This is a genomic window from Enterobacter sp. 61D5 (assembly GCF_034107965.1).
Lineage (GTDB): Bacteria > Pseudomonadota > Gammaproteobacteria > Enterobacterales > Enterobacteriaceae > Enterobacter > Enterobacter cloacae_M.
Map to the genome: position 1 here is coordinate 64,123 of NZ_JAWNFK010000008.1, position 20,656 is coordinate 84,778.

General features: G+C 56.1%; 17 protein-coding genes. 9 read left to right on the forward strand and 8 right to left on the reverse strand.

What is annotated here, in order from left to right; genetic code table 11:
• The first annotated feature begins 156 nt into the window (after positions 1 to 156).
• Positions 157 to 2,769: an aminopeptidase N gene (gene pepN / locus UTM25_RS09210; protein WP_194399984.1), complete on the forward strand. Its 2,613-nt coding sequence runs from the start codon at positions 157 to 159 to the stop codon at positions 2,767 to 2,769.
• Positions 2,770 to 2,865: 96 nt separating this feature from the next.
• On the opposite strand, the gene ssuB is transcribed toward pepN, so the two are convergent.
• From ssuB to ssuE, 5 genes are read right to left on the reverse strand one after another with little or no spacing between them, the layout of a single operon-like run.
• Positions 2,866 to 3,636 (reverse strand): aliphatic sulfonates ABC transporter ATP-binding protein, encoded by a 771-nt coding sequence (gene ssuB, locus UTM25_RS09215; protein WP_194399985.1) that lies wholly within the window; start codon positions 3,634 to 3,636, stop codon positions 2,866 to 2,868.
• Complete coding sequence (ssuC, locus tag UTM25_RS09220; RefSeq protein ID WP_194399986.1) at positions 3,633 to 4,424, reverse strand: aliphatic sulfonate ABC transporter permease SsuC; 792 nt, start codon at positions 4,422 to 4,424, stop codon at positions 3,633 to 3,635. Before ssuC ends, ssuB begins: the two co-directional genes overlap by 4 nt.
• Before the next feature lie 9 nt (positions 4,425 to 4,433).
• Positions 4,434 to 5,579, reverse strand: a complete 1,146-nt coding sequence (gene ssuD, locus UTM25_RS09225; protein ID WP_194399987.1) for an FMNH2-dependent alkanesulfonate monooxygenase — start codon at positions 5,577 to 5,579, stop codon at positions 4,434 to 4,436.
• Positions 5,576 to 6,538, reverse strand: coding sequence for a sulfonate ABC transporter substrate-binding protein (locus UTM25_RS09230; protein ID WP_194399988.1), 963 nt, complete (start codon positions 6,536 to 6,538; stop codon positions 5,576 to 5,578). The genes ssuD and UTM25_RS09230 overlap by 4 nt, the downstream gene beginning before the upstream one ends.
• Entirely contained in the window at positions 6,531 to 7,106 is a 576-nt protein-coding gene (gene ssuE, locus UTM25_RS09235; RefSeq protein WP_008499940.1) for an NADPH-dependent FMN reductase, read from the reverse strand. The genes UTM25_RS09230 and ssuE overlap by 8 nt, the downstream gene beginning before the upstream one ends.
• A gap of 248 nt (positions 7,107 to 7,354) precedes the next feature.
• Here ssuE and pyrD point away from each other — a divergent pair, with 248 nt between their 5' ends.
• Positions 7,355 to 8,365 (forward strand): quinone-dependent dihydroorotate dehydrogenase, encoded by a 1,011-nt coding sequence (gene pyrD / locus UTM25_RS09240; RefSeq protein ID WP_023311019.1) that lies wholly within the window; start codon positions 7,355 to 7,357, stop codon positions 8,363 to 8,365.
• Positions 8,366 to 8,530: 165 nt separating this feature from the next.
• The gene (zapC, locus tag UTM25_RS09245) at positions 8,531 to 9,073 is read left to right on the forward strand and encodes a cell division protein ZapC (RefSeq protein ID WP_023311020.1); all 543 of its coding nucleotides are present in this window, start codon (positions 8,531 to 8,533) and stop codon (positions 9,071 to 9,073) included.
• Here the strand turns inward: zapC and UTM25_RS09250 are convergent.
• Entirely contained in the window at positions 9,070 to 10,179 is a 1,110-nt protein-coding gene (locus tag UTM25_RS09250) for an MOSC N-terminal beta barrel domain-containing protein (RefSeq protein WP_194399989.1), read from the reverse strand. The genes zapC and UTM25_RS09250 overlap by 4 nt on opposite strands.
• 98 nt (positions 10,180 to 10,277) lie before the next feature.
• Between UTM25_RS09250 and rlmKL the strand changes: the two genes are divergently transcribed.
• The 6 genes from rlmKL to rmf all read left to right on the forward strand — a co-directional run bounded on the left by rlmKL (position 10,278) and on the right by rmf (position 18,205).
• Positions 10,278 to 12,386 carry a bifunctional 23S rRNA (guanine(2069)-N(7))-methyltransferase RlmK/23S rRNA (guanine(2445)-N(2))-methyltransferase RlmL gene (gene rlmKL, locus UTM25_RS09255; RefSeq protein ID WP_194399990.1) on the forward strand — a complete coding sequence of 703 codons (2,109 nt, stop codon included), beginning with the start codon at positions 10,278 to 10,280 and terminating at the stop codon, positions 12,384 to 12,386.
• A 12-nt stretch (positions 12,387 to 12,398) separates the two neighbouring features.
• Complete coding sequence (locus UTM25_RS09260; protein WP_194399991.1) at positions 12,399 to 14,306, forward strand: ABC transporter ATP-binding protein; 1,908 nt, start codon at positions 12,399 to 12,401, stop codon at positions 14,304 to 14,306.
• A gap of 13 nt (positions 14,307 to 14,319) precedes the next feature.
• Positions 14,320 to 15,573 carry a membrane integrity-associated transporter subunit PqiA gene (gene pqiA, locus UTM25_RS09265; RefSeq protein WP_194399992.1) on the forward strand — a complete coding sequence of 418 codons (1,254 nt, stop codon included), beginning with the start codon at positions 14,320 to 14,322 and terminating at the stop codon, positions 15,571 to 15,573.
• Positions 15,574 to 15,577: 4 nt separating this feature from the next.
• The gene (pqiB, locus tag UTM25_RS09270) at positions 15,578 to 17,218 is read left to right on the forward strand and encodes an intermembrane transport protein PqiB (protein ID WP_194399993.1); all 1,641 of its coding nucleotides are present in this window, start codon (positions 15,578 to 15,580) and stop codon (positions 17,216 to 17,218) included.
• The gene (gene pqiC, locus UTM25_RS09275; protein ID WP_024907767.1) at positions 17,215 to 17,781 is read left to right on the forward strand and encodes a membrane integrity-associated transporter subunit PqiC; all 567 of its coding nucleotides are present in this window, start codon (positions 17,215 to 17,217) and stop codon (positions 17,779 to 17,781) included. Before pqiB ends, pqiC begins: the two co-directional genes overlap by 4 nt.
• Positions 17,782 to 18,037: 256 nt before the next feature.
• Positions 18,038 to 18,205 carry a ribosome modulation factor gene (gene rmf / locus UTM25_RS09280; protein ID WP_013097261.1) on the forward strand — a complete coding sequence of 56 codons (168 nt, stop codon included), beginning with the start codon at positions 18,038 to 18,040 and terminating at the stop codon, positions 18,203 to 18,205.
• 71 nt (positions 18,206 to 18,276) lie between these two features.
• Here rmf and fabA read toward each other — a convergent pair whose 3' ends face one another.
• The gene (fabA, locus tag UTM25_RS09285) at positions 18,277 to 18,795 is read right to left on the reverse strand and encodes a 3-hydroxyacyl-[acyl-carrier-protein] dehydratase FabA (protein WP_008499931.1); all 519 of its coding nucleotides are present in this window, start codon (positions 18,793 to 18,795) and stop codon (positions 18,277 to 18,279) included.
• A 68-nt stretch (positions 18,796 to 18,863) separates the two neighbouring features.
• A complete protein-coding gene (locus tag UTM25_RS09290) occupies positions 18,864 to 20,624 on the reverse strand; it encodes an AAA family ATPase (protein WP_194399994.1) in 1,761 nt (586 codons plus the stop codon).
• Positions 20,625 to 20,656: the final 32 nt, after the last annotated feature.

Below are 20,656 nucleotides of genomic sequence, written 5' to 3' on the forward strand. Positions count from 1 at the left end.
AGCGCGTTTTATGGTCGAGGGCATTTTGTGCCCCGTGTTATACAAATGTAGCAAAAAAGGGTTTTGACCCTGAAAAGATGAACATTCTGCATAGCGCGATTTGCGCAACAGGAATATATTGAAACGTTACTCGACAAACGATGCATAAGGTTTTCTATGACACAACAGCCACAAGCCAAATACCGCCACGACTACCGTGCGCCGGATTACCTGATTAGCGAAATCGATCTGACTTTTGACCTGGATGCCACAAAAACCGTTGTCACGGCGGTGAGCCAGGTGACGCGCCATAGCGCAACTGCGGTCCCGCTGCGTCTGGATGGTGAAGACCTGACGCTGGTCTCCCTGCATATTAATGATGAAGCCTGGTCGGACTATAAAGAAGAAAACAACCAGCTGGTCATCGACAACCTGCCGGAACAGTTTACGCTGCGCATCGTGAATGAAATCAGCCCGGCCGCCAACACCGCGCTGGAAGGGCTTTACCAGTCGGGCGTGGCGCTGTGTACCCAGTGTGAAGCGGAAGGGTTCCGCCACATTACGTGGTATCTCGACCGTCCGGACGTCCTGGCGCGCTTCACTACCAAAATCATCGCCGATAAAACCCTGTATCCCTTCCTGCTCTCCAATGGTAACCGCGTAGGCGAAGGCGAGCTGGAGAATGGCCGTCATTGGGTGCAGTGGCAGGATCCCTTCCCGAAACCGTGCTACCTGTTTGCGCTGGTGGCGGGGGACTTCGACGTGCTGCGCGACACCTTCAAAACGCGCTCAGGCCGCGAAGTGGCGCTGGAGCTGTTTGTTGACCGCGGCAACCTTGACCGCGCGCCGTGGGCGATGACCTCACTCATCAACTCCATGAAGTGGGACGAGGAGCGCTTCGGCCTCGAATATGACCTCGACATCTATATGATCGTCGCCGTCGATTTCTTCAACATGGGCGCAATGGAGAACAAGGGCCTTAACGTCTTTAACTCCAAATACGTGCTGGCGCGTACAGATACCGCAACGGACAAAGACTACCTTGATATCGAACGCGTTATCGGCCATGAATATTTCCACAACTGGACCGGTAACCGCGTCACCTGCCGCGACTGGTTCCAGCTGAGCCTGAAAGAGGGCCTGACCGTCTTCCGCGATCAGGAGTTCAGCTCCGATCTGGGTTCACGCGCGGTGAACCGCATCAACAACGTGCGTACCATGCGTGGCCTGCAGTTTGCGGAAGATGCCAGCCCAATGGCGCACCCGATCCGCCCGGATAAAGTCATCGAGATGAACAACTTCTACACTCTGACGGTGTACGAGAAGGGCGCTGAAATTATCCGCATGATCCACACCCTTCTTGGCGAGGAGAACTTCCAGAAAGGGATGCAGCTGTACTTCGAGCGTCATGACGGCAGCGCGGCCACCTGCGACGATTTTGTGCAGGCGATGGAGGATGCCTCTAATGTCGATCTCTCTCACTTCCGCCGCTGGTACAGCCAGGCCGGGACGCCAGTTGTCACCGTCAAAGACGACTACAATCCGGAAACCGAGCAGTATACCCTGACCATCAGCCAGCGCACGCCGCCGACGGCGGAGCAGGAAGAGAAATATCCGCTGCATATTCCGTTCAGCATTGAGCTGTACGATAACGAAGGCAAAGTCATCCCGCTCCAGAAGGGCGGCCACCCGATACACCACGTGCTGAACGTGACTCAGGCCGAGCAGACCTTTATCTTCGATAACGTCTACTTCCAGCCGGTACCTGCGCTGCTGTGTGAATTCTCCGCGCCGGTGAAGCTGGAGTATAAGTGGAGCGATCAGCAGCTGACGTTCCTGATGCGTCACGCGCGTAACGACTTCTCCCGCTGGGATGCGGCGCAAAGCCTGCTGGCGACCTACATCAAGCTCAACGTAAACCGCCATCAGCAGGGCCAGCCGCTGTCGCTGCCTGTCCATGTGGCTGACGCGTTCCGCGCGATCCTGCTGGATGAGAAGATTGACCCGGCCCTGGCCGCTGAAATTCTGACCCTGCCGTCAGCGACTGAAATCGCCGAGCTGTTTGACATCATCGACCCGATCGCGATCGTGGCGGTGCGTGAAGCGCTGACCCGTACGCTGGCTGCTGAACTGGCGGACGAGTTCCTCGCCATTTATAACGCCAACAAGCTTGACGCTTATCGCGTTGAGCACGCGGACATTGGTAAACGATCTCTGCGTAATACCTGCCTGCGCTATCTGGCGTTTGGTGAAACCGAACTGGCGAACACCCTGGTGAGCAAGCAGTATCACGAAGCGGATAACATGACCGACGCGCTGGCCGCGCTGGGCGCAAGCGTTGCCGCCGAACTGCCGTGCCGCGATGCGCTGATGCAGGAGTACGACGACAAGTGGCATCAGGATGGCCTGGTGATGGACAAGTGGTTCATCCTGCAGGCGACCAGCCCGGCGGCCGATGCGCTCAGCAACGTGCGCAGCCTGCTGAAGCATCGTTCCTTTACCCTGAGCAACCCAAACCGCGTGCGCTCGCTGATTGGCGCGTTTGCCAGCAGCAACCCGGCGGCGTTCCACGCCGAAGACGGCAGCGGTTATCAGTTCATGGTGGAAATGCTGACCGAGCTGAACAGCCGTAACCCGCAGGTGGCGTCTCGCCTGATAGAGCCGCTGATCCGTTTGAAACGCTACGACGCGAAGCGTCAGGCGAAGATGCGTGCCGCGCTTGAGCAGCTGAAAGGGCTGGAGAACCTGTCTGGCGATCTATACGAGAAGATTGCTAAGGCGCTCGCCTGATGTAAAAAATGCCGGTGGGCAGGTAAACGCAAAACGGCAACCTCGGTTGCCGTTTTTTGTGTTTTCTCCCCGCGGGAGAGGGCCGGGGTGAGGGCATCAGGCATTAGCCTTGGCTCGCTGTAACTCCGTCCCCCCGCGCTTCATCACCCGATCCAATACCTCAGCTTCCAGCTCCGCCAGCCTTGCAGAGCCCACGCGGCGAGGGCGCGGAAGATCCACCGTCAGATCCAGGCCTATTTTCCCGTCCTCTATTAACAGCACCCGGTCAGCCATCGCGACGGCCTCGCTCACGTCATGCGTCACCAGCAGTACCGTAAAGCCGTGCGCCTGCCACAGGGATCCAATCAAATCCTGCATTTCGATCCGCGTCAGGGCGTCGAGCGCGCCGAGCGGTTCATCAAGCAACAGCAGGCCCGGACGGTGAATTAGCGCACGCGCCAGCGCCACGCGCTGCTTCTGCCCACCCGAGAGGGCGGCAGGCCATTCGCCCGCACGATTTTCCAGCCCAACGGCGGCCAGCGCCTGGCGGGCTTCATCCCGCCAGCTGCCCTTAAGACCGAGCCCGACGTTGTCAATAACCGTTTTCCACGGCAGCAGGCGTGCATCCTGAAACATCATGCGGGTATCGTCCTGAATATTCGAAAGCGGCGTCGTTCCTGCCAGAATGTCACCGCTGTTGGGGGCTTCCAGCCCGGCCAGAAGGCGTAGCAGGGTACTCTTGCCGCCGCCGCTGCGACCAACAACGGCCACAAATTGTCCTGCGGGAATGTGCAGATCCAGCCCGTTAAGAATGGTGTTTTCGCCGTAGCGTTTGGTCACGCCGTTCAGCAGTAACGGCGTTCCCTGGTTCAGTCGTGCAGTATTCATGCTTTCGCCTCCTGAAGGGTATAGGCCGGGTTCCAGCGCAGCCAGCTGCGCTCCAGCCACTGGGCGCTGACGTCGGCGAGCTTGCCGAGCAGGGCATACAGAATGATGGCAACCACCACCACGTCCGTTTGCAGGAATTCGCGGGCGTTCATCGCCAGGTAGCCAATGCCTGAGTTGGCCGAGATAGTCTCCGCCACAATCAGCGTCAGCCACATCAGGCCGAGCGCAAAACGCACCCCGACCATGATGGAGGGCAGGGCACCCGGCAGGATCACGTGAATAAAGAGGGAAAAACCCGATAAGCCGTAGCTGCGCGCCATCTCCACCAGACCGCGATCGATGTTGCGGATGCCGTGCCAGGTGTTGATGTAGATCGGGAACAGTGTGCCCAGCGCCACGAGGAAGATCTTGGCGCTCTCATCAATCCCAAACCACAGGATAACCAGCGGGATCAGCGCCAGATGCGGCACGTTGCGCAGCATCTGAATGGAAGTATCCAGCAGCCGCTCGCCCCAGCGGGAAAGGCCGCTGATCAAGCCCAGTGTCAGACCGATGCTGCCGCCGATGGAAAACCCAATCAAGGCGCGCCAGGAGCTGATCGCCAGATGCTGCCATAGCTCACCGCTCACGCTCAGCGACCAGAACGCTTCTACGACGCCCTCCGGAGAGGGCAGAATGCGGCTCGACAGCCAGCCGGTGGATGACGCGAGCTGCCAGAGAACAACAATGCCGACGGGTAAAAACCACGGCGCGGCGCGCAGCAGCCATTTTTGGGAGGTGGCAGACATGGTCGCTCCTTAGCTCTGGGCGGCTTTGCGTGGGATAAACTCGTTCGCCACGGCTTCGCCCTGAAGCTGAAGCCGCTGCGGCTGCGGAATTTCCGGAATGGCAACATCCAGATGCGGGAATAACAGCTCGCCCACCTTGTACGCCTCTTCCAGATGCGGATAACCGGAGAGAATAAAGCTGTCGATACCCAGTTCGGCGTATTCATTGATACGTGCTGCTACGGTCTGGCCGTCGCCGACCAGCGCCGTGCCCGCACCGCCGCGCACCAGGCCGACGCCCGCCCACAGGTTCGGGCTGATCTCCAGATTCTCGCGCTTGCCGTTGTGCAGGGACGCCATTCGGTGCTGTCCGACGGAGTCGGTTTTGGCAAACGCGGCCTGCGCCCTGGCGATGGTCTCATCGTCCAGATGGGAAATCAGACGGTCGGCGGCCTGCCAGGCTTCTTCATTGGTTTCGCGCACGATTACGTGCAGGCGAATACCGAAGCGCACCTTGCGGCCATGGGCGGCCGCCTTAGCGCGTACCTGGGCAATTTTTTCTTTCACCAGCTCAGGCGGTTCGCCCCAGGTAAGATAGAGATCGACCTGCTCTGCCGCCAGATCCTGGGCCACATCCGACGATCCGCCAAAATAGAGCGGCGGGCGCGGCTGCTGCACCGGCGGGAAGTAGAGCTTCGCGTCACGAACGTGAATATGCTTGCCTTCAAAGGTGACGGTTTCCCCTTCCAGCAGACGTCGCCAGACGCGGGTGAACTCGGCGGAGGCTTCATAGCGCTCGGTATGGTCGAGGAACACCCCATCGCCTGCCAGCTCCTGCGGGTCGCTGCCCGTCACCAGGTTAAACAGGGCGCGACCGTTGGACAGCCTGTCCAGCGTTGCCGCCTGACGCGCCGCCACGGTAGGGGAGACAACGCTCGGGCGTAACGCAACCAGGAACTTCAGACGCTGGGTGACCGGGATCATCGATGCGGCCACCAGCCAGGCATCTTCACATGAACGTCCGGTCGGGATCAGCACCCCGGTGAAACCGATTCGGTCCGCCGCCTGCGCAATCTGCTGCAGGTAGCCGTGGTCAACCGGGCGCGAGCCCTCTTCTGTACCAAGATAGTGTCCATCACCGTGGGTGGGTAAAAACCAGAAAAGATTCAGACTCATGATTTAGCTCCTTCTTTGCCTGCGGGCTGCCAGATGCGTTCGCGGATAGTGACCTGTTTTGGCACCAGGTGGTTTTGATAGAAAAGGTCAGCCGTTTGTTGCTGAAGCGCGGCGACGTGCGCGTCCACGGGCGTAATGGTGGTCGGCGGACGGTGGTTGAGATAGCTCGCGATCACCGGCTCAGGTAAGCCCATGGTTTTCGCCAGCAGGGTAATGCTCTCCTGACGCTGGGTCTGGGTCAGCGCATCGGCCTGGGTAAAGGTATCCAGTACGCCCTGAATAAATGCGCCGTTCTTTTCAGCATAAGGACGCGCGGCCAGATAGAACGAGCCGGTCTGCTTCAGCGTGGTACCGTCTTTCAGCACGCGAACGCCGCCCTGCAGCAATGCGGCGGAGTAGTAGGGATCCCAGATGGCCCAGGCATCAACGTTCTTCTGCTGGAACGCGGCGCGGGCGTCGGCAGGCGTCAGGTAAACAGGCTGAATGTCAGTGAACTTCAGCCCGGCTTCCTGCAGGGCACGCAACAGCAGGTTGTGTGAGCTGGAACCTTTCTGGAAAGCCACTTTATGCCCTTTGAGGTCGGCGACGCTTTTAATGTCGCTGTTTTCAGGCACCAGAATCACTTCGGCCTTCGGTTTGGGCGGCTCAACGCCAACATAGACGAGGTCCGCTCCCGCCGCCTGGGCAAATATCGGCGGAATATCGCCCGTGCTGCCGAGATCGATACTGCCGACGTTCAGGGCCTCCAGCATCTGCGGGCCAGCAGGGAACTCCACCCAGGAGAATTTGGTGTCCGGGAAGCGTTTTTCCAGCAGATGGTGGCTTTTCGCCAGCACCATGCTGACGCTGCCTTTCTGATAGCCAATGCGCAAACTTTCCGGAGCCGCTTCTGCGGCATGGGCCAGCGAGGTAAGTGCCATCAGACCTGCCAGTCCGATACGGGTTAACGTTTTAAACATGTGCGACTCCTTGAGGCTGACCAAACGCCGGGGCCTGGATATCCCTGCGGTGCAGAGCGTGCCAGAAGGTTTCCAGTGCGTTATCGAGGCGGGTTTGCAGGTTGGGCGTAAAATGAGGTTTATGTTGATAATCGATAACCTGGGAGTCATCTGCGAAAACGCCGTGGAGGATCTCCTGCGCTTTCAACGCGTTCAGCACCGGCTTGAGGGCATAATCCACGGCCAATAAATGGGCAACCGTACCGCCCGTTGCCAGCGGCAGCACAACTTTGCCGTCCAGGGCGCGCTCCGGAAGCAGATCGAGCAGGGTTTTCAGCGCCCCGGAAAAGGAGGCTTTATAAATGGGCGTTGCCACAATTAAGCCGTCAGCGCCGTTAAGCTGCTCGATGAGCGTTTTAAGCGCAGGGCTGTCGAAACGGGCATAGAGCAGATCTTCAGGTTCGAAGTTATGCAGGTTCCAGTGGCACACTTCCACATCCAGGGCATTGAGTTTTTCGCGGGCATATTCCAGCAGGGCGCTGGAGCGCGAAGGGAATCGTGGACTTCCGGCCAGGGTAATGACGCGCATACTTCCTCCTTATAACCAATTGTTTGCTTTTATCTAACATTCATAACAATTTTCAGGAGTGTGACACCGCGCGGTTATTCCACTAAATGATTTATCTGCAATTAAAATGCGAAAAAGTGCATAAGAAATAGACTCGAAGGTAAACGATTGCGTTTTGCGCTGATTTTTTGCCGCAGGTCAATTCCCTTTCGCGCGTGGATCGCCCATAATCCCCTCCCGGTTTGCACACCGGGAATCCAGGAGAGTTCATGTACTACCCCTTCGTTCGTAAAGCCCTTTTCCAGCTCGACCCTGAGCGCGCTCATGAATTTACATTCCAGCAATTACGTCGTATTACCGGAACGCCGCTGGCCGCTCTGGTGCGTCAGAATGTGCCGGAAAAACCTGTGCAGTGCATGGGTCTGACCTTTAAAAATCCGCTGGGTCTGGCGGCCGGTCTGGACAAAAATGGCGAGTGCATTGATGCCCTGGGCGCGATGGGCTTTGGCTCCATTGAAATCGGTACCGTCACGCCGCGTCCGCAGCCGGGAAATGACAAGCCGCGCCTGTTCCGCCTGGTTGAAGCCGAAGGGCTGATCAACCGCATGGGCTTTAATAACCTCGGTGTTGATCACCTGGTTGAGAACGTAAAAAAAGCCCATTTTGACGGGATATTAGGCATCAATATCGGCAAAAATAAAGACACGCCGGTAGAGCAGGGTAAAGATGACTATCTGATTTGTATGGAAAAAGTCTACGCCTATGCCGGTTATATCGCGGTGAATATTTCTTCACCCAATACTCCGGGTCTGCGTTCCTTACAATATGGCGAAGCGCTGGACGATCTTCTGAGTGCCATTAAAAATAAACAAAATGAACTCCAGACGATCCACCATAAATATGTTCCGGTCGCGGTTAAGATCGCCCCGGATCTTTCTCCTGAAGAATTGATCCAGGTTGCCGACAGTTTGGTTCGCCATAATATTGATGGTGTTATTGCGACCAATACCACTCTCGATCGTTCCCTCGTGCAGGGAATGAAAAACTGTGACGAAGCGGGTGGGTTAAGTGGACGTCCGGTGCAATTAAAAAGCACCGAAATTATTCGCGCGCTGTCCGCGGAATTAAAAGGACGTCTGCCGATTATTGGCGTCGGCGGCATTGACTCAGTGATTGCTGCGCGCGAGAAGATGGCGGCAGGTGCGTCACTGGTGCAGATTTATTCCGGCTTTATTTTTAAAGGACCGCCGCTGATTAAAGAAATCGTTACTCATATCTAATCTTTTCTCTTAATCAGACAACCAGGGCTTTATTTCCAGCCCTGGTTGTTTTATATTCCGTCACTGTTGCTTATTTAGTCATTATAGTCTTTTATTAATGGTGTTATAAACGAGGCGGCAAACAGGACATTTTTAGTACAGGACGTTTGGGGACGGGAGAGACACATGCGAATTAAACCTGACGATAACTGGCGCTGGTATTTTTGCGACGAGCATGACCGAATGATGCTCGATTTAGCCAATGGCATGTTGTTTCGTTCTCGTTTTGCCCGCCGAATGTTAACCCCGGATGCATTTTCCCCGTCGGGCTTTTGCGTTGACGATGCGGCGCTTTATTTCTCCTTTGAAGAAAAATGTCGCGATCTGGTGCTCTCTAAAGAGCAGCGTGCCGAGCTGGTATTAAACGCGCTGGTGGCTATCCGCTTCCTGAAACCGCAAATGCCAAAAAGCTGGCATTTTCTTGCGCATGGTATGAGCTGGACTCCGGCAACGGGTGACGCGGCCAGCGTCAATCTGAGCGATACCGCTGAAGAGGTGAGCCTGCTGGTGGTTGAGCCAGGCGAAAATGCTGCGCTCTGCCTGCTGGCACAGCCCGGCGTAACCATTGCCGGGCGGACGATGCAGCTTGGCGATGCCATTAAAGTGATGAACGACAGGCTTAAGCCACAGCTGCGCGTAGATTCCTTCAGCCTTGAACAGGCGGTTTAAGCTTCCAGCTGTACGGACGTTTTCGGTATGCAGCTACAGCACAGAATTGTGCCGTCATTTCCAATTGCCGATTTTTTCAGCGCACTGACCTCTCCATCCACCAGCCTGATGCGGCAGCATCCGCAAATGCCTGCGCGACAGGAATAGGGTACGCGAATACCTGCCTGCTCCAGTTGTTCAAGTAATACCTGCTGGTTGTTGCCACGGATGACGTTGCCCTGCCAGTGAATATCTACCGCAGAGGCGACATTCGTCACAACGTCGACCATTTCTTCTTCCTGACCTGAGCCGTATGCTTTTGCAGGCCCTCGGGCAAGAATTTCTACCTCATCACCGACGCGGATTGCGCCGCTGGAGCGCGGGATCAGGTTCTGGCCGAAATCTACATCGCCGTTGTCCTGCGCAGTGCGGAACGACTGCAGCGTCTTCAGCGGTTCGCCGGAAGGGTGCTTCTGGCCTTTCTCAGGGCTCACCGTGGTGAAAATGCAGCGGCTGCAGGGTTTTACGACATCAAAGATGACGCTGCCGATGCGGATCACTTTCCAGGTGTCTTCTTCCCAGGCGTCGGCGCCCGTGACCACCAGGTTAGGACGGAACTGTTCCATCTGAACGCTGGCCTTGCAGCGGCCTTGTAAATCACGCAGCGAGGCTTCGTTAGTCAGCAGGAACGGGAAACCATCGGCGAAGGAGAGGGGAACGGCGTCATGGCGCTTCACGCGACGCGTCAGTTCAGGACCTACCCAGCGCAGCTGCACGTCACGAGAGAAGAAACCGCTCAGCCAGCGGTTAATCTCATCCGGGGCGATGCGCGAGGTAAAATGATTGCCCCACACTTCCGTTGGCGCATCGACAGGCGCAAAATCAGCAAAGCGAATTACCGCGCTGGAACCGTCCGGCGCGGTAAGGTGTAAACCGTCATGAAGCGGGGAAGGGGTAAAGCGAACCATCTGCGGGAACTGGCGTGCGGTAATGAACGTGCCGTCAGGCTCGGTGACCATAAAAATACGATCGAAGGCGAATCCGCTCATGTCGGCCAGCGCGTGAGAGACGCCGATGCCGCGCATGGATTTCACCGGATGAATAAAAAGCCTGGATAACGTCGCCACTGCACACTCCCACAAATGAAAATAAGCCTTCAACTTTATGACATACACGCCATATTAGCTATAATGCGCGACAATTTTCTAAGAGTAAAAGTGACGATATGAATTCTCTGTTTGCCAGTACGGCCCGTGGGCTGGAAGAGCTGTTAAAAACTGAACTGGAAAGCCTGGGCGCGCAAGAGTGCCAGGTGGTTCAGGGTGGTGTCCATTTTGAGGGCGACACGCGGCTTATTTACCAGAGCCTGATGTGGAGCCGTCTGGCGTCGCGCATCATGCTGCCGATGAAGGAGTGCAAGGTCTATAGCGACCTGGATCTCTATACCGGCGTACAGATGATCGACTGGACAGAGATCTTCACGCCCAATGCCACCTTTGCGGTGCATTTCAACGGCGTGAACGACGAGATCCGCAACAGCCAGTACGGTTCCCTGCGCGTAAAAGACGCCATTGTGGACTGCTTCACGCGTAAAAATAAGGAACGTCCAAACGTCGATCGCGAAAATCCGGATCTGCGTATTCACGTCTGGCTCAACGGTGACACGGCGAGTATTTCTCTCGATCTGAGCGGCGCAGGCCTGCACCTGCGCGGCTACCGCGATCGTACCGGTATGGCGCCAATTAAAGAAACGCTGGCCGCCGCCATTGTAATGCGCTCCGGCTGGCAGCCGGGCACGCCGCTGCTCGATCCGATGTGTGGTTCCGGTACGTTGCTGATTGAAGCGGCCATGCTGGCAACCGACCGCGCGCCGGGCCTGCATCGCGGTCACTGGGGTTTTAAAGGCTGGGCGCAGCACGACGAAGCGCTCTGGAAAGAGGTCAAAGACGACGCGCAGACCCGCGCGCGTAAAGGTCTGGCGGAGTACACCTCCCACTTCTACGGTTCGGACAGCGACCCGCGCGTAATCGAACGCGCGCGCAGCAACGCCCGTCGCGCCGGTATCGGCGAGCTGGTCACCTTTGAGGTGAAAGACGTGGCGAATCTGACCAACCCGCTGCCAAAAGGTCCGTACGGTACCGTGATCAGTAACCCGCCATACGGCGAGCGTCTGGACAGCGAACCGGCGCTGATTGCCCTGCACAGCCTGCTGGGGCGCAATATGAAGGACTACTTCGGCGGCTGGAACCTGTCGCTGTTTAGCGCCTCGCCGGAACTGCTGAGCTGCCTGCAGCTGCGTGCCGATCGCCAGTTTAAGGCGAAAAACGGCCCGCTGGACTGCGTGCAGAAAAACTACCATCTGGCGGAGAAAGCGGCGGACAGCAAGCCGTCCGGCGTGGCGGAAGATTACGCCAACCGCCTGCGCAAGAACCTGAAGAAATATGAGAAGTGGGCCAGGCAGGAAGGGATTGAATGCTACCGCCTGTACGACGCCGACCTGCCGGAATATAACGTGGCGGTTGACCGCTATGCGGACTGGGTGGTGATTCAGGAATATGCTCCACCGAAAACCATCGATGCGCAAAAAGCGCGTCAGCGCATGCTGGACGTCATTGCGGCGACCATCGCCGTGCTCGGCATCACGCCAAACAAGCTGGTGCTGAAAACCCGCGAGCGTCAGAAAGGGAAAAATCAGTATCAGAAGATGAATGAGAAGGGTGACTTCATTGAAGTGGGCGAATACAACGCTCGCCTGTGGGTGAACCTGACCGACTATCTGGATACCGGCCTGTTCCTCGACCACCGTATCGCCCGTCGCATGCTGGGTCAGATGAGCAAGGGCAAAGATTTCCTCAACCTGTTCTCCTATACCGGCAGCGCGAGCGTGCATGCGGGTCTGGGCGGGGCGCGGAGCACTACGACGGTGGACATGTCCCGCACCTATCTGGAGTGGGCGGAGCGCAACCTGCGTCTTAACGGTTTAACCGGACGTCAGCACCGACTGATGCAGGCCGACGTGCTGGGCTGGCTTCGTGATACCGACGAGCAGTTCGACCTGATCTTTATCGATCCGCCGACCTTCTCCAACTCCAAGCGCATGGAGGATAGCTTTGACGTTCAACGCGATCACCTGCGCCTGATGACCGACCTGAAGCGCCTGCTGCGTAAGGGCGGCACCATTATGTTCTCGAACAACAAACGCGGCTTCCGTATGGATCATGACGGCTTAGCAGCCCTGGGACTGAAAGCACAAGAAATCAGCCAAAAAACGCTGTCTCAGGACTTTGCCCGCAACCGTCAAATTCATAACTGCTGGTTGATTACCGCGGTCTGAAAGGAAAAATAAATGTCTTTAATTAGTATGCACGGCGCGTGGCTCTCTTTCAGCGACTCACCGCTTCTCGATAATGCAGAGCTGCATATCGAAGATAACGAGCGCGTTTGTCTGGTAGGCCGTAATGGCGCGGGTAAATCGACGCTGATGAAGATCCTCAACCGCGAACAGGGCCTGGATGACGGGCGTATTGTTTACGAGCAGGATCTGATTGTCTCCCGTTTGCAGCAGGATCCTCCGCGTCACGTGACCGGCAGCGTGTACGATTTCGTGGCGGAAGGGATCTCTGAGCAGGCCGAATACCTGAAGCGCTATCACGAGATTTCGCATCTGGTGATGACCGACCCGAGCGACAAGAACCTCAACGAACTGGCGAAAGTGCAGGAGATGCTCGATCACCACGGTCTGTGGCAGCTTGAAAACCGCATTAATGAAGTGCTGGCGCAGCTCGGTCTGGAACCGGATATGGAACTGTCCGCGCTCTCCGGCGGCTGGTTGCGTAAAGCGGCCCTGGGCCGCGCGCTGGTCAGCGGGCCAAAGGTGCTGCTGCTGGACGAACCGACGAACCACCTGGATATCGAAGCGATTGACTGGCTGGAAGGCTTCCTGAAAACCTTCAGCGGCACCATCATCTTTATCTCGCACGACCGTTCGTTTATTCGCAACATGGCGACGCGTATTGTCGATCTCGACCGCGGCAAGCTGGTCACCTATCCTGGCGATTACGACACCTATCTGCTTGAGAAAGAAGAAAACCTGCGCGTGGAAGAGCTGCAGAATGCGGAGTTCGACCGCAAGCTGGCGCAGGAAGAGGTGTGGATCCGCCAGGGTATCAAGGCCCGCCGTACCCGTAACGAAGGCCGCGTGCGCGCTCTGAAGGCAATGCGCCGCGAGCGTAGCGAACGCCGTGAAGTGATGGGCAGCGCCAAAATGCAGGTGGAAGAAGCGTCCCGTTCCGGCAAGATTGTCTTCGAAATGGAAAACGTCAACTATCAGGTTGATGGCAAAGTGCTGGTGCAAGACTTCTCGGCACAGGTCCAGCGCGGAGACAAAATCGCCCTGATTGGCCCGAACGGCTGCGGTAAAACCACGCTGTTGAAGCTGATGCTCGGCCAGCTTCAGGCCGACAGCGGGCGCATTCACTGCGGCACGAAACTCGAAGTGGCTTACTTCGATCAGCACCGTGCGGAGCTGGACCCGGACCGCACGGTGATGGATAACCTCGCCGAAGGCAAGCAAGAGGTAATGGTAAACGGCAAGCCGCGCCACGTGCTGGGCTATCTGCAGGACTTCCTGTTCCATCCGAAACGTGCGATGACCCCAGTCCGTGCGTTATCTGGCGGAGAGCGTAATCGTCTGCTACTGGCACGTCTGTTCCTGAAACCAAGTAACCTGTTGATTCTCGATGAACCAACGAACGACCTTGATGTCGAAACGCTGGAATTACTCGAAGAACTGATTGACGGTTATCAGGGGACCGTAATGCTGGTCAGCCACGATCGTCAGTTCGTGGATAACACCGTAACCGAGTGCTGGATCTTCGAAGGTGAAGGGCGAATTGGACAATACGTAGGCGGTTATCACGATGCAAAAGGGCAGCAATCGCAGTCTCTGGCGCAGAAACAGGCTAAATCCAGAAATGTACCGGAACCTGCTGTAACAAAAGCAGAAACTGTTAAAAAATCTCCTGCTAAAATGAGTTATAACCTGCAGCGCGAACTCGAGGGGCTGCCTCAGCGTCTTGAAGAGCTGGAGGCAGCTCTGGAAACGTTGCAGATGCAGGTCGCTGATGCGTCATTCTTTACGCAGCCGCACGACTATACTCAGAAAGTACTGTCAGAACTGTCCGCGGCTGAAAAAGCCCTGGAAGAAGCATTTGAGCGCTGGGAGTACCTTGAGTCTCTGAAAAACGGCGCATAAACAGGGATAACATATGTGTGACCAGCACCATGCCGACAGGCATATTTTATGCTCGCAATGCGATATGCTCGTGGCGTTGCCAGAGCTTGGTCACGGACATAAAGCCCTGTGTCCACGTTGCGGCGCAACGTTGACAACCGAGTGGGACGCGCCGCGGCAGCGTCCCACTGCTTACGCTCTGGCAGCATTATTCATGCTGCTGCTCTCTAATCTCTTCCCCTTCATCTATATGAAGGTGGGAGGGATAACCAGCCAGGTGGATCTGCTTGAAATCCCGGGCGTGATGTTCTCGGAAGATTACGCCAGCCTCGGCACCTTTTTTCTCCTGTTTGTCCAGATAGTCCCGGCTTTTTGCCTGGTCGTTATCCTTTTGCTGGTCAACCGCGTCAGGATGCCCTCATCACTGAAAATCCGGCTCGCGCGTATCCTTTTTCAGCTCAAAAGCTGGGGCATGGCCGAGATCTTTCTGGCGGGTATTCTGGTCAGTTTCGTGAAGCTCATGGCGTACGGCGATGTGGGGATCGGCAGCAGCTTTATTCCGTGGTGCCTGTACTGTGTCCTGCAGCTTCGCGCCTTCCAGTGTGTGGACAGGCGCTGGGCGTGGGACGATATCGCCCCGGCACCGACGCTTGCGCAGACGGTAAAAGTCGGTGTGCCGGGTATCCGTCAAGGGTTGCGTTCGTGCCCGTGCTGTACCGCCGTTCTTCCCGCCGATCTCGACGTTTGCCCACGCTGTGAAACGAAAGGGTACGTACGCCGTAAAAATAGCCTGCAGTGGACGATGGCGCTGCTGGTCACGTCCATCATGCTGTATCTGCCAGCTAATATTCTGCCGATTATGATCACCGATCTGCTCGGCGACAAAATGCCCTCGACGATCCTGGCCGGGGTGATACTGCTGTGGGGGGAAGGGTCCTATCCGGTCGCCGGCGTCATCTTTATCGCCAGTATTATGGTGCCAACCTTAAAAATGATCGCCATTGCCTGGCTCTGTTGGGACGCGAAGGGTCATGGAAAACGCGACAGCGAACGTATGCATCTGATTTATGAAGTGGTCGAGTTTGTCGGACGCTGGTCAATGATAGACGTGTTTGTCATCGCCGTTCTCTCTGCGCTGGTGCGGATGGGCGGTTTGATGAGTATTTATCCTGCGATGGGGGCTTTAATGTTTGCACTGGTCGTTATTATGACCATGTTTGCGGCCATGACCTTCGACCCTCGTTTATCGTGGGATCGTGAGCCTGAATTAAGCCATGAGGAAGAGTAAGAGCATGGAAAATAAGAGTGGAAAGGCGAAAGTGCAGAAGGTCAAAAACTGGTCGCCGGTGTGGATTTTCCCCATCGTGACCGCGCTGATCGGTGCATGGATCCTGTTTTATCATTACAGCCATCAGGGACCGGAAGTCACGCTGATAACCACCAATGCCGAGGGGATTGAAGGCGGTAAAACGACCATCAAAAGCCGTAGCGTGGATGTGGGCATGGTCGAAAGCGCAACCCTGACCGACGATTTAACCCATGTGGAGATTAAGGCGCGCCTTAATGCCGGCATGGAGAAACTGCTGCACGGCGACTCGGTTTTCTGGGTCGTTAAACCGCAGGTGGGGCGTGAGGGGATCAGCGGGTTGGGGACGCTACTGTCCGGCGCCTATATTGAGCTGCAGCCGGGTAAGAAAGGGAGCCAGCCGGGACAATACGAGCTGCTGGACTCTCCGCCGCTTGCGCCACCGGATGCGAAAGGCATTCGCGTGATCCTGGACAGTAAAAAAGCGGGCCAGCTCTCGCCTGGCGATCCCGTACTGTTCCGCGGCTATCGCGTGGGTTCAGTTGAAACCAGTACGTTTGACCCGCAAAAACGCACCATTAGCTATCAGCTCTTCATCAACGCGCCAAACGATCGTCTGGTCACCAGCAACGTCCGCTTCTGGAAAGATAGTGGGATCGCGGTAGATCTGACCTCGGCGGGTATGCGTGTCGAAATGGGCTCCCTGACCACGCTGTTTGGCGGTGGCGTCAGTTTTGATGTGCCGGAAGGGCAGGATTTGGGCCAGCCGGTTGCAGAGAAAACGGCGTTCAGACTCTTTGACGATCAAAAAAGTATTCAGGATGCGCTCTATACCGATCACGTTGACTTCCTGATGTTCTTTAAGGACTCGGTCCGTGGCCTTCAGCCGGGTGCACCGGTCGAATTCCGCGGCATTCGACTCGGGACTGTTGGACAGGTTCCGTTCTTCGTGCCGGGTCTTCAGCAGATGCTGGATGACGATTACCGTATTCCGGTGCTGATCCGCATTGAACCGGAGCGTTTGCTTAACCAGATTGGCGAGAATCAGGATATTGCAAGCCATATCAGTCAACTTATGGAACGCGGTCTGCGTGGATCCTTGAAGACGGGTAATCTGGTGACCGGTGCGCTGTATGTGGATATGGACTTCTACCCGAAAGCACCGCCGATTAGCGGTATTCGTGAATTCGGTGGCTATAAGATCATCCCAACGGTGAGTAGCGGTCTGGCTCAGATCCAGCAGCGTCTGATGGAAACGCTGGATAAGATCAACAATCTGCCACTCAACCCGATGATTGAAGCGGCGACCGGGTCGTTACATCAGAGCCAGGCGACAATGCAGCGTCTGCAAACCACGCTGGATAATATCAACAAAATTACTGCGAGCCAGAGCATGCAGCAGCTGCCTCAGGACATGCAGAAAACGCTGCGTGAGCTGAACCGCAGTATGCAGGGCTTCCAGCCGGGTTCAGCGGCCTACAACAAGATGGTGGCAGATATGCAGCGTCTTGATCAGGTCTTACGTGAACTGCAGCCGGTGCTGAAAACGCTCAACGAGAAGAGCAACGCGCTGGTGTTCGAAGCGAAAGATAAAAAGGATCCTGAGCCGAAGAGGGCAAAAGAATGAAAAAGTGGCTATTGATGGTTGGCGCTCTGCTGTTAACGGCGTGCAGTTCAGGGGTAGATAATAAAAGCTACTATCAGCTGCCTGTGGCTACCCACAGCGGTGGGCAAAGCACGGCCAGCCAGGGAAACCGTCAGCTGTGGGTTGAGCAGGTTGCCGTGCCGGATTATCTGGCAGGAAACGGGGTGGTCTATCAGACCAGCGACGTTAAATACGTGATTGCGACGAACAACCTGTGGGCCAGCCCGCTGGATCAGCAGCTGCGCAACACGCTGGTGGCCAATCTGGGCAGTCAGCTTCCGGGCTGGGTTGTTGCGTCGCAGCCGCTGGGTAACGACCAGGATACGCTTAACGTCACGGTAACGGGCTTCCACGGCCGTTATGACGGTGCGGTGGTGATTAGCGGGGAGTGGTTGCTGAACCATCAGGGGCAGCTGATTAAGCGTCCTTTCCATCTGGAGCTGAAGCAGCAGAAAGATGGCTATGACGAAATGGTGAAAGTTCTGGCTCAGGGTTGGGCACAGGAGTCGGCCAGCATCGCGAGAGAAATTTCCCGGCTGCCATAAGTAAAATTCATCATCAAAAACCGCAGTTGGCCTGTTGCTGATTGCGGTTTTTTTTTCGTTTTCAGTTCAGTTTGTTACTTGTGCTACGTCACAATTTTTGTACAAATGAACTTCCAGCTAGCTCACAAATATGACACCCGTATGAATTTTGAACATTGACGATGCGACTAATTCGGGGTATTCGTTATCTGTGCCTGTGCATTTAGTGCAGACACTGTTTTCTTTCCACCAGACAAAAGAATGAGGGAAACGAGGCATGAAGAGACAGAAACGAGATCGCCTGGAACGGGCTCATCAACGTGGTTATCAGGCCGGCATCGCTGGACGTTCTAAAGAAATGTGTCCTTATCAGACCATAAATCAAAGGTCACAATGGCTTGGAGGCTGGCGAGAAGCCATCGGCGACAGGGCACTCATAGCCTGATAACGTCTCTTTCAAAAAAGAAACCTCCGCATTGCGGAGGTTTCGCCTTTCTGGAGGTGCGAAAAGCACGATCAGAAAGCTGAAGTGTCCTGGAACAGGCCAACTTTCAGGTCGCTTGCGCTATAGATCAGACGTCCGTCGACCAGCACTTCGCCATCTGCCAGGCCCATAATCAGGCGGCGATTAACGATGCGCTTGAAGTGAATACGATAGGTCACTTTTTTCGCTGTAGGCAGAACCTGGCCAGTGAATTTTACTTCGCCCACGCCCAGCGCGCGGCCTTTACCTTCGCCGCCCAGCCAGCCCAGATAGAAGCCAACCAGCTGCCACATGGCATCCAGGCCCAGACAGCCAGGCATTACCGGATCGCCAATAAAGTGGCAACCGAAGAACCACAGGTCCGGGTTGATATCGAGTTCTGCTTCTACGTAACCCTTATCGAAGTTGCCGCCGGTTTCGGTCATTTTCACGACACGGTCCATCATCAGCATGTTCGGGGCCGGTAACTGTGGGCCTTTAGCGCCAAACAGTTCACCGCGACCAGAGGCAAGAAGATCTTCTTTTGTATAGGATTCGCGTTTATCTACCATGTTCTCAGTAAGCCTTATTTTAGTGAAGGACGCAGGATAGCTAACACGTGTACGCTGAACAAGTCCGATCAGTTCGAACTAAACCAGCCCAGCCAGCGTAACGGCCATGGATAACGATGACGAGCATCCTGCTGTGTCGCCTGAGCTATGCGCTCCTGGATAGTCTGCATCAGGGTAGTTTGCCCTTCGCCATCCCAAATCAGATTTGTCAGTAAGGGGAGCGCATCCTCAATCCCTTCGATGGCCCAGATGGCGAATTGCTCTTGCTCAACCGCATCCAGAATATCCTGACTGAGGCTCAAATGGCGTGCGTTGGGAGCAGGAATAATCACACCCTGTTTACCGTTTAAACCGCGCTGCTGACAGATGGAGAAGAAGCCTTCAATTTTTTCGTTGAGGCCTCCCACTGGCTGGGCACGACCGAACTGGTCCACCGAACCGGTGATCGCGATGTTCTGATTGATGGGCACTTCCGCCAGGGCGCTGATTAAGGCGCACAGCTCGGCCATAGAGGCGCTATCGCCATCCACTTCGCTGTAGGACTGCTCAAACGTCAGCGAGGCGGAGAAGGGGATCTGTTGCTCAAGCTGCAGCTCTGACATCAAAAACGCCTGCATGATCATCATGCCTTTCGCGTGAATGTTGCCGCCCAGCTCGGCTTTCCGTTCAATATCGGTAAACTCGCCATCGCCAATGTGCACAACGCAGCTGATACGGGACGGTTCCCCGAATGCGCGCGGATGTCCGGGAAATTCAATCACCGACAGGGCGTTGATTTGCCCGACGCGTTCGCCTTCGGTTTCAACCAGAATTTGTTCCAGCAGAATTTCATCCTGCATACGGTCGGCAAGATAGCCTTCTCGCCACTCACGCTGAGCCAGCATCTGAGTGAGCTGTTCTCCGGTGAACGCCCCGTTACCGCTGATCACACCCACTTCACGGAGCTGTTTGCCGATCCAGAGTGGGCAAAGCGGCAGCGTTTCCTGGTCACCGGTGTAGCGTACCGCTTCGCGGATTAAGCCCGCCCACGCGTCAGCCGCAGGGGTTGGCAGCGCAAAACGTTCAGCAACGTCCATCACCCACTGGCACCACTGCGCCATATCGTCGGCGTCAGCAATCTGGACGTGGTCTTCGTATTCGCTATACACCGCCTGCTCAGCGAGTTCTGGCTCCATTTCCTGGAAGTCCGCCAGCGATTCACGGTCGCCCGTCAGCACGACGGTCAGCGATAGCGGCATAGACGGAACAGAGACAGGCAGAGGACGAGACTCATCGTAGCCGACCCAGTCGAAACGCTGCTGGTGCACGATAGTTTTCAGACGCATCCATAGCAGCGGCTGCGAGAGCAGGGTGCGCAGTGAGATGATGAGAACACCGCCATTTGCGCGATGTACCAGCCCCGGCTGCAGCGAAAGTTCGCCATTAAACTGGCGCAGACAACCAAAGAGTTGTTCCGCCTCGACCCAGTTAGCGGTAATCACTTCGCCTTTAACGGCAAAACGGCCATCGGCCTGCGCCGTTGGTTCGAAAGTGACATCATGTCCTGCAATACGATACTGGCCGCCAAAAACTGCGTTCGCTTCCGGCTTCAGCTGGCGCACGGCATCTCCGAGCAGCGTCAGGTATTCCGCTTCTTCCGGGGCCTTAAGCAGCATGAAGGGCGCTGTTGCCCATGGGCTTAACACCTGCTCCAGCGCATAATGCAAACGAGGCTGCGTATCGCTAAGGATGAATTCGTGTTCTTTTGCGAGTTCGGGCTGTGCAAACAGTTCCTGGTAACTTTCGGTATCCGGAACAAGGTCACGCCATGCAAGTTTCGTAATGGTCAAAGTTGATGTTTTTTAGTCAGATGTAAAAGCGT

What these genes read in the sequence shown, in the direction of transcription:
- pqiB (WP_194399993.1), top strand. Translation starts at nt 15,578, where the DNA reads ATGGAAAATAAGAGTGGAAAGGCGAAAGTGCAGAAGGTCAAAAACTGG.
- pepN (WP_194399984.1), top strand. Translation starts at nt 157, where the DNA reads ATGACACAACAGCCACAAGCCAAATACCGCCACGACTACCGTGCGCCG.
- ssuD (WP_194399987.1), bottom strand. Translation starts at nt 5,579, where the DNA reads ATGAGTCTGAATCTTTTCTGGTTTTTACCCACCCACGGTGATGGACAC.
- ssuC (WP_194399986.1), bottom strand. Translation starts at nt 4,424, where the DNA reads ATGTCTGCCACCTCCCAAAAATGGCTGCTGCGCGCCGCGCCGTGGTTT.
- zapC (WP_023311020.1), top strand. Translation starts at nt 8,531, where the DNA reads ATGCGAATTAAACCTGACGATAACTGGCGCTGGTATTTTTGCGACGAG.
- rmf (WP_013097261.1), top strand. Translation starts at nt 18,038, where the DNA reads ATGAAGAGACAGAAACGAGATCGCCTGGAACGGGCTCATCAACGTGGT.
- pyrD (WP_023311019.1), top strand. Translation starts at nt 7,355, where the DNA reads ATGTACTACCCCTTCGTTCGTAAAGCCCTTTTCCAGCTCGACCCTGAG.
- fabA (WP_008499931.1), bottom strand. Translation starts at nt 18,795, where the DNA reads ATGGTAGATAAACGCGAATCCTATACAAAAGAAGATCTTCTTGCCTCT.
- UTM25_RS09260 (WP_194399991.1), top strand. Translation starts at nt 12,399, where the DNA reads ATGTCTTTAATTAGTATGCACGGCGCGTGGCTCTCTTTCAGCGACTCA.
- UTM25_RS09230 (WP_194399988.1), bottom strand. Translation starts at nt 6,538, where the DNA reads ATGTTTAAAACGTTAACCCGTATCGGACTGGCAGGTCTGATGGCACTT.
- pqiA (WP_194399992.1), top strand. Translation starts at nt 14,320, where the DNA reads ATGTGTGACCAGCACCATGCCGACAGGCATATTTTATGCTCGCAATGC.
- rlmKL (WP_194399990.1), top strand. Translation starts at nt 10,278, where the DNA reads ATGAATTCTCTGTTTGCCAGTACGGCCCGTGGGCTGGAAGAGCTGTTA.
- pqiC (WP_024907767.1), top strand. Translation starts at nt 17,215, where the DNA reads ATGAAAAAGTGGCTATTGATGGTTGGCGCTCTGCTGTTAACGGCGTGC.
- ssuE (WP_008499940.1), bottom strand. Translation starts at nt 7,106, where the DNA reads ATGCGCGTCATTACCCTGGCCGGAAGTCCACGATTCCCTTCGCGCTCC.
- ssuB (WP_194399985.1), bottom strand. Translation starts at nt 3,636, where the DNA reads ATGAATACTGCACGACTGAACCAGGGAACGCCGTTACTGCTGAACGGC.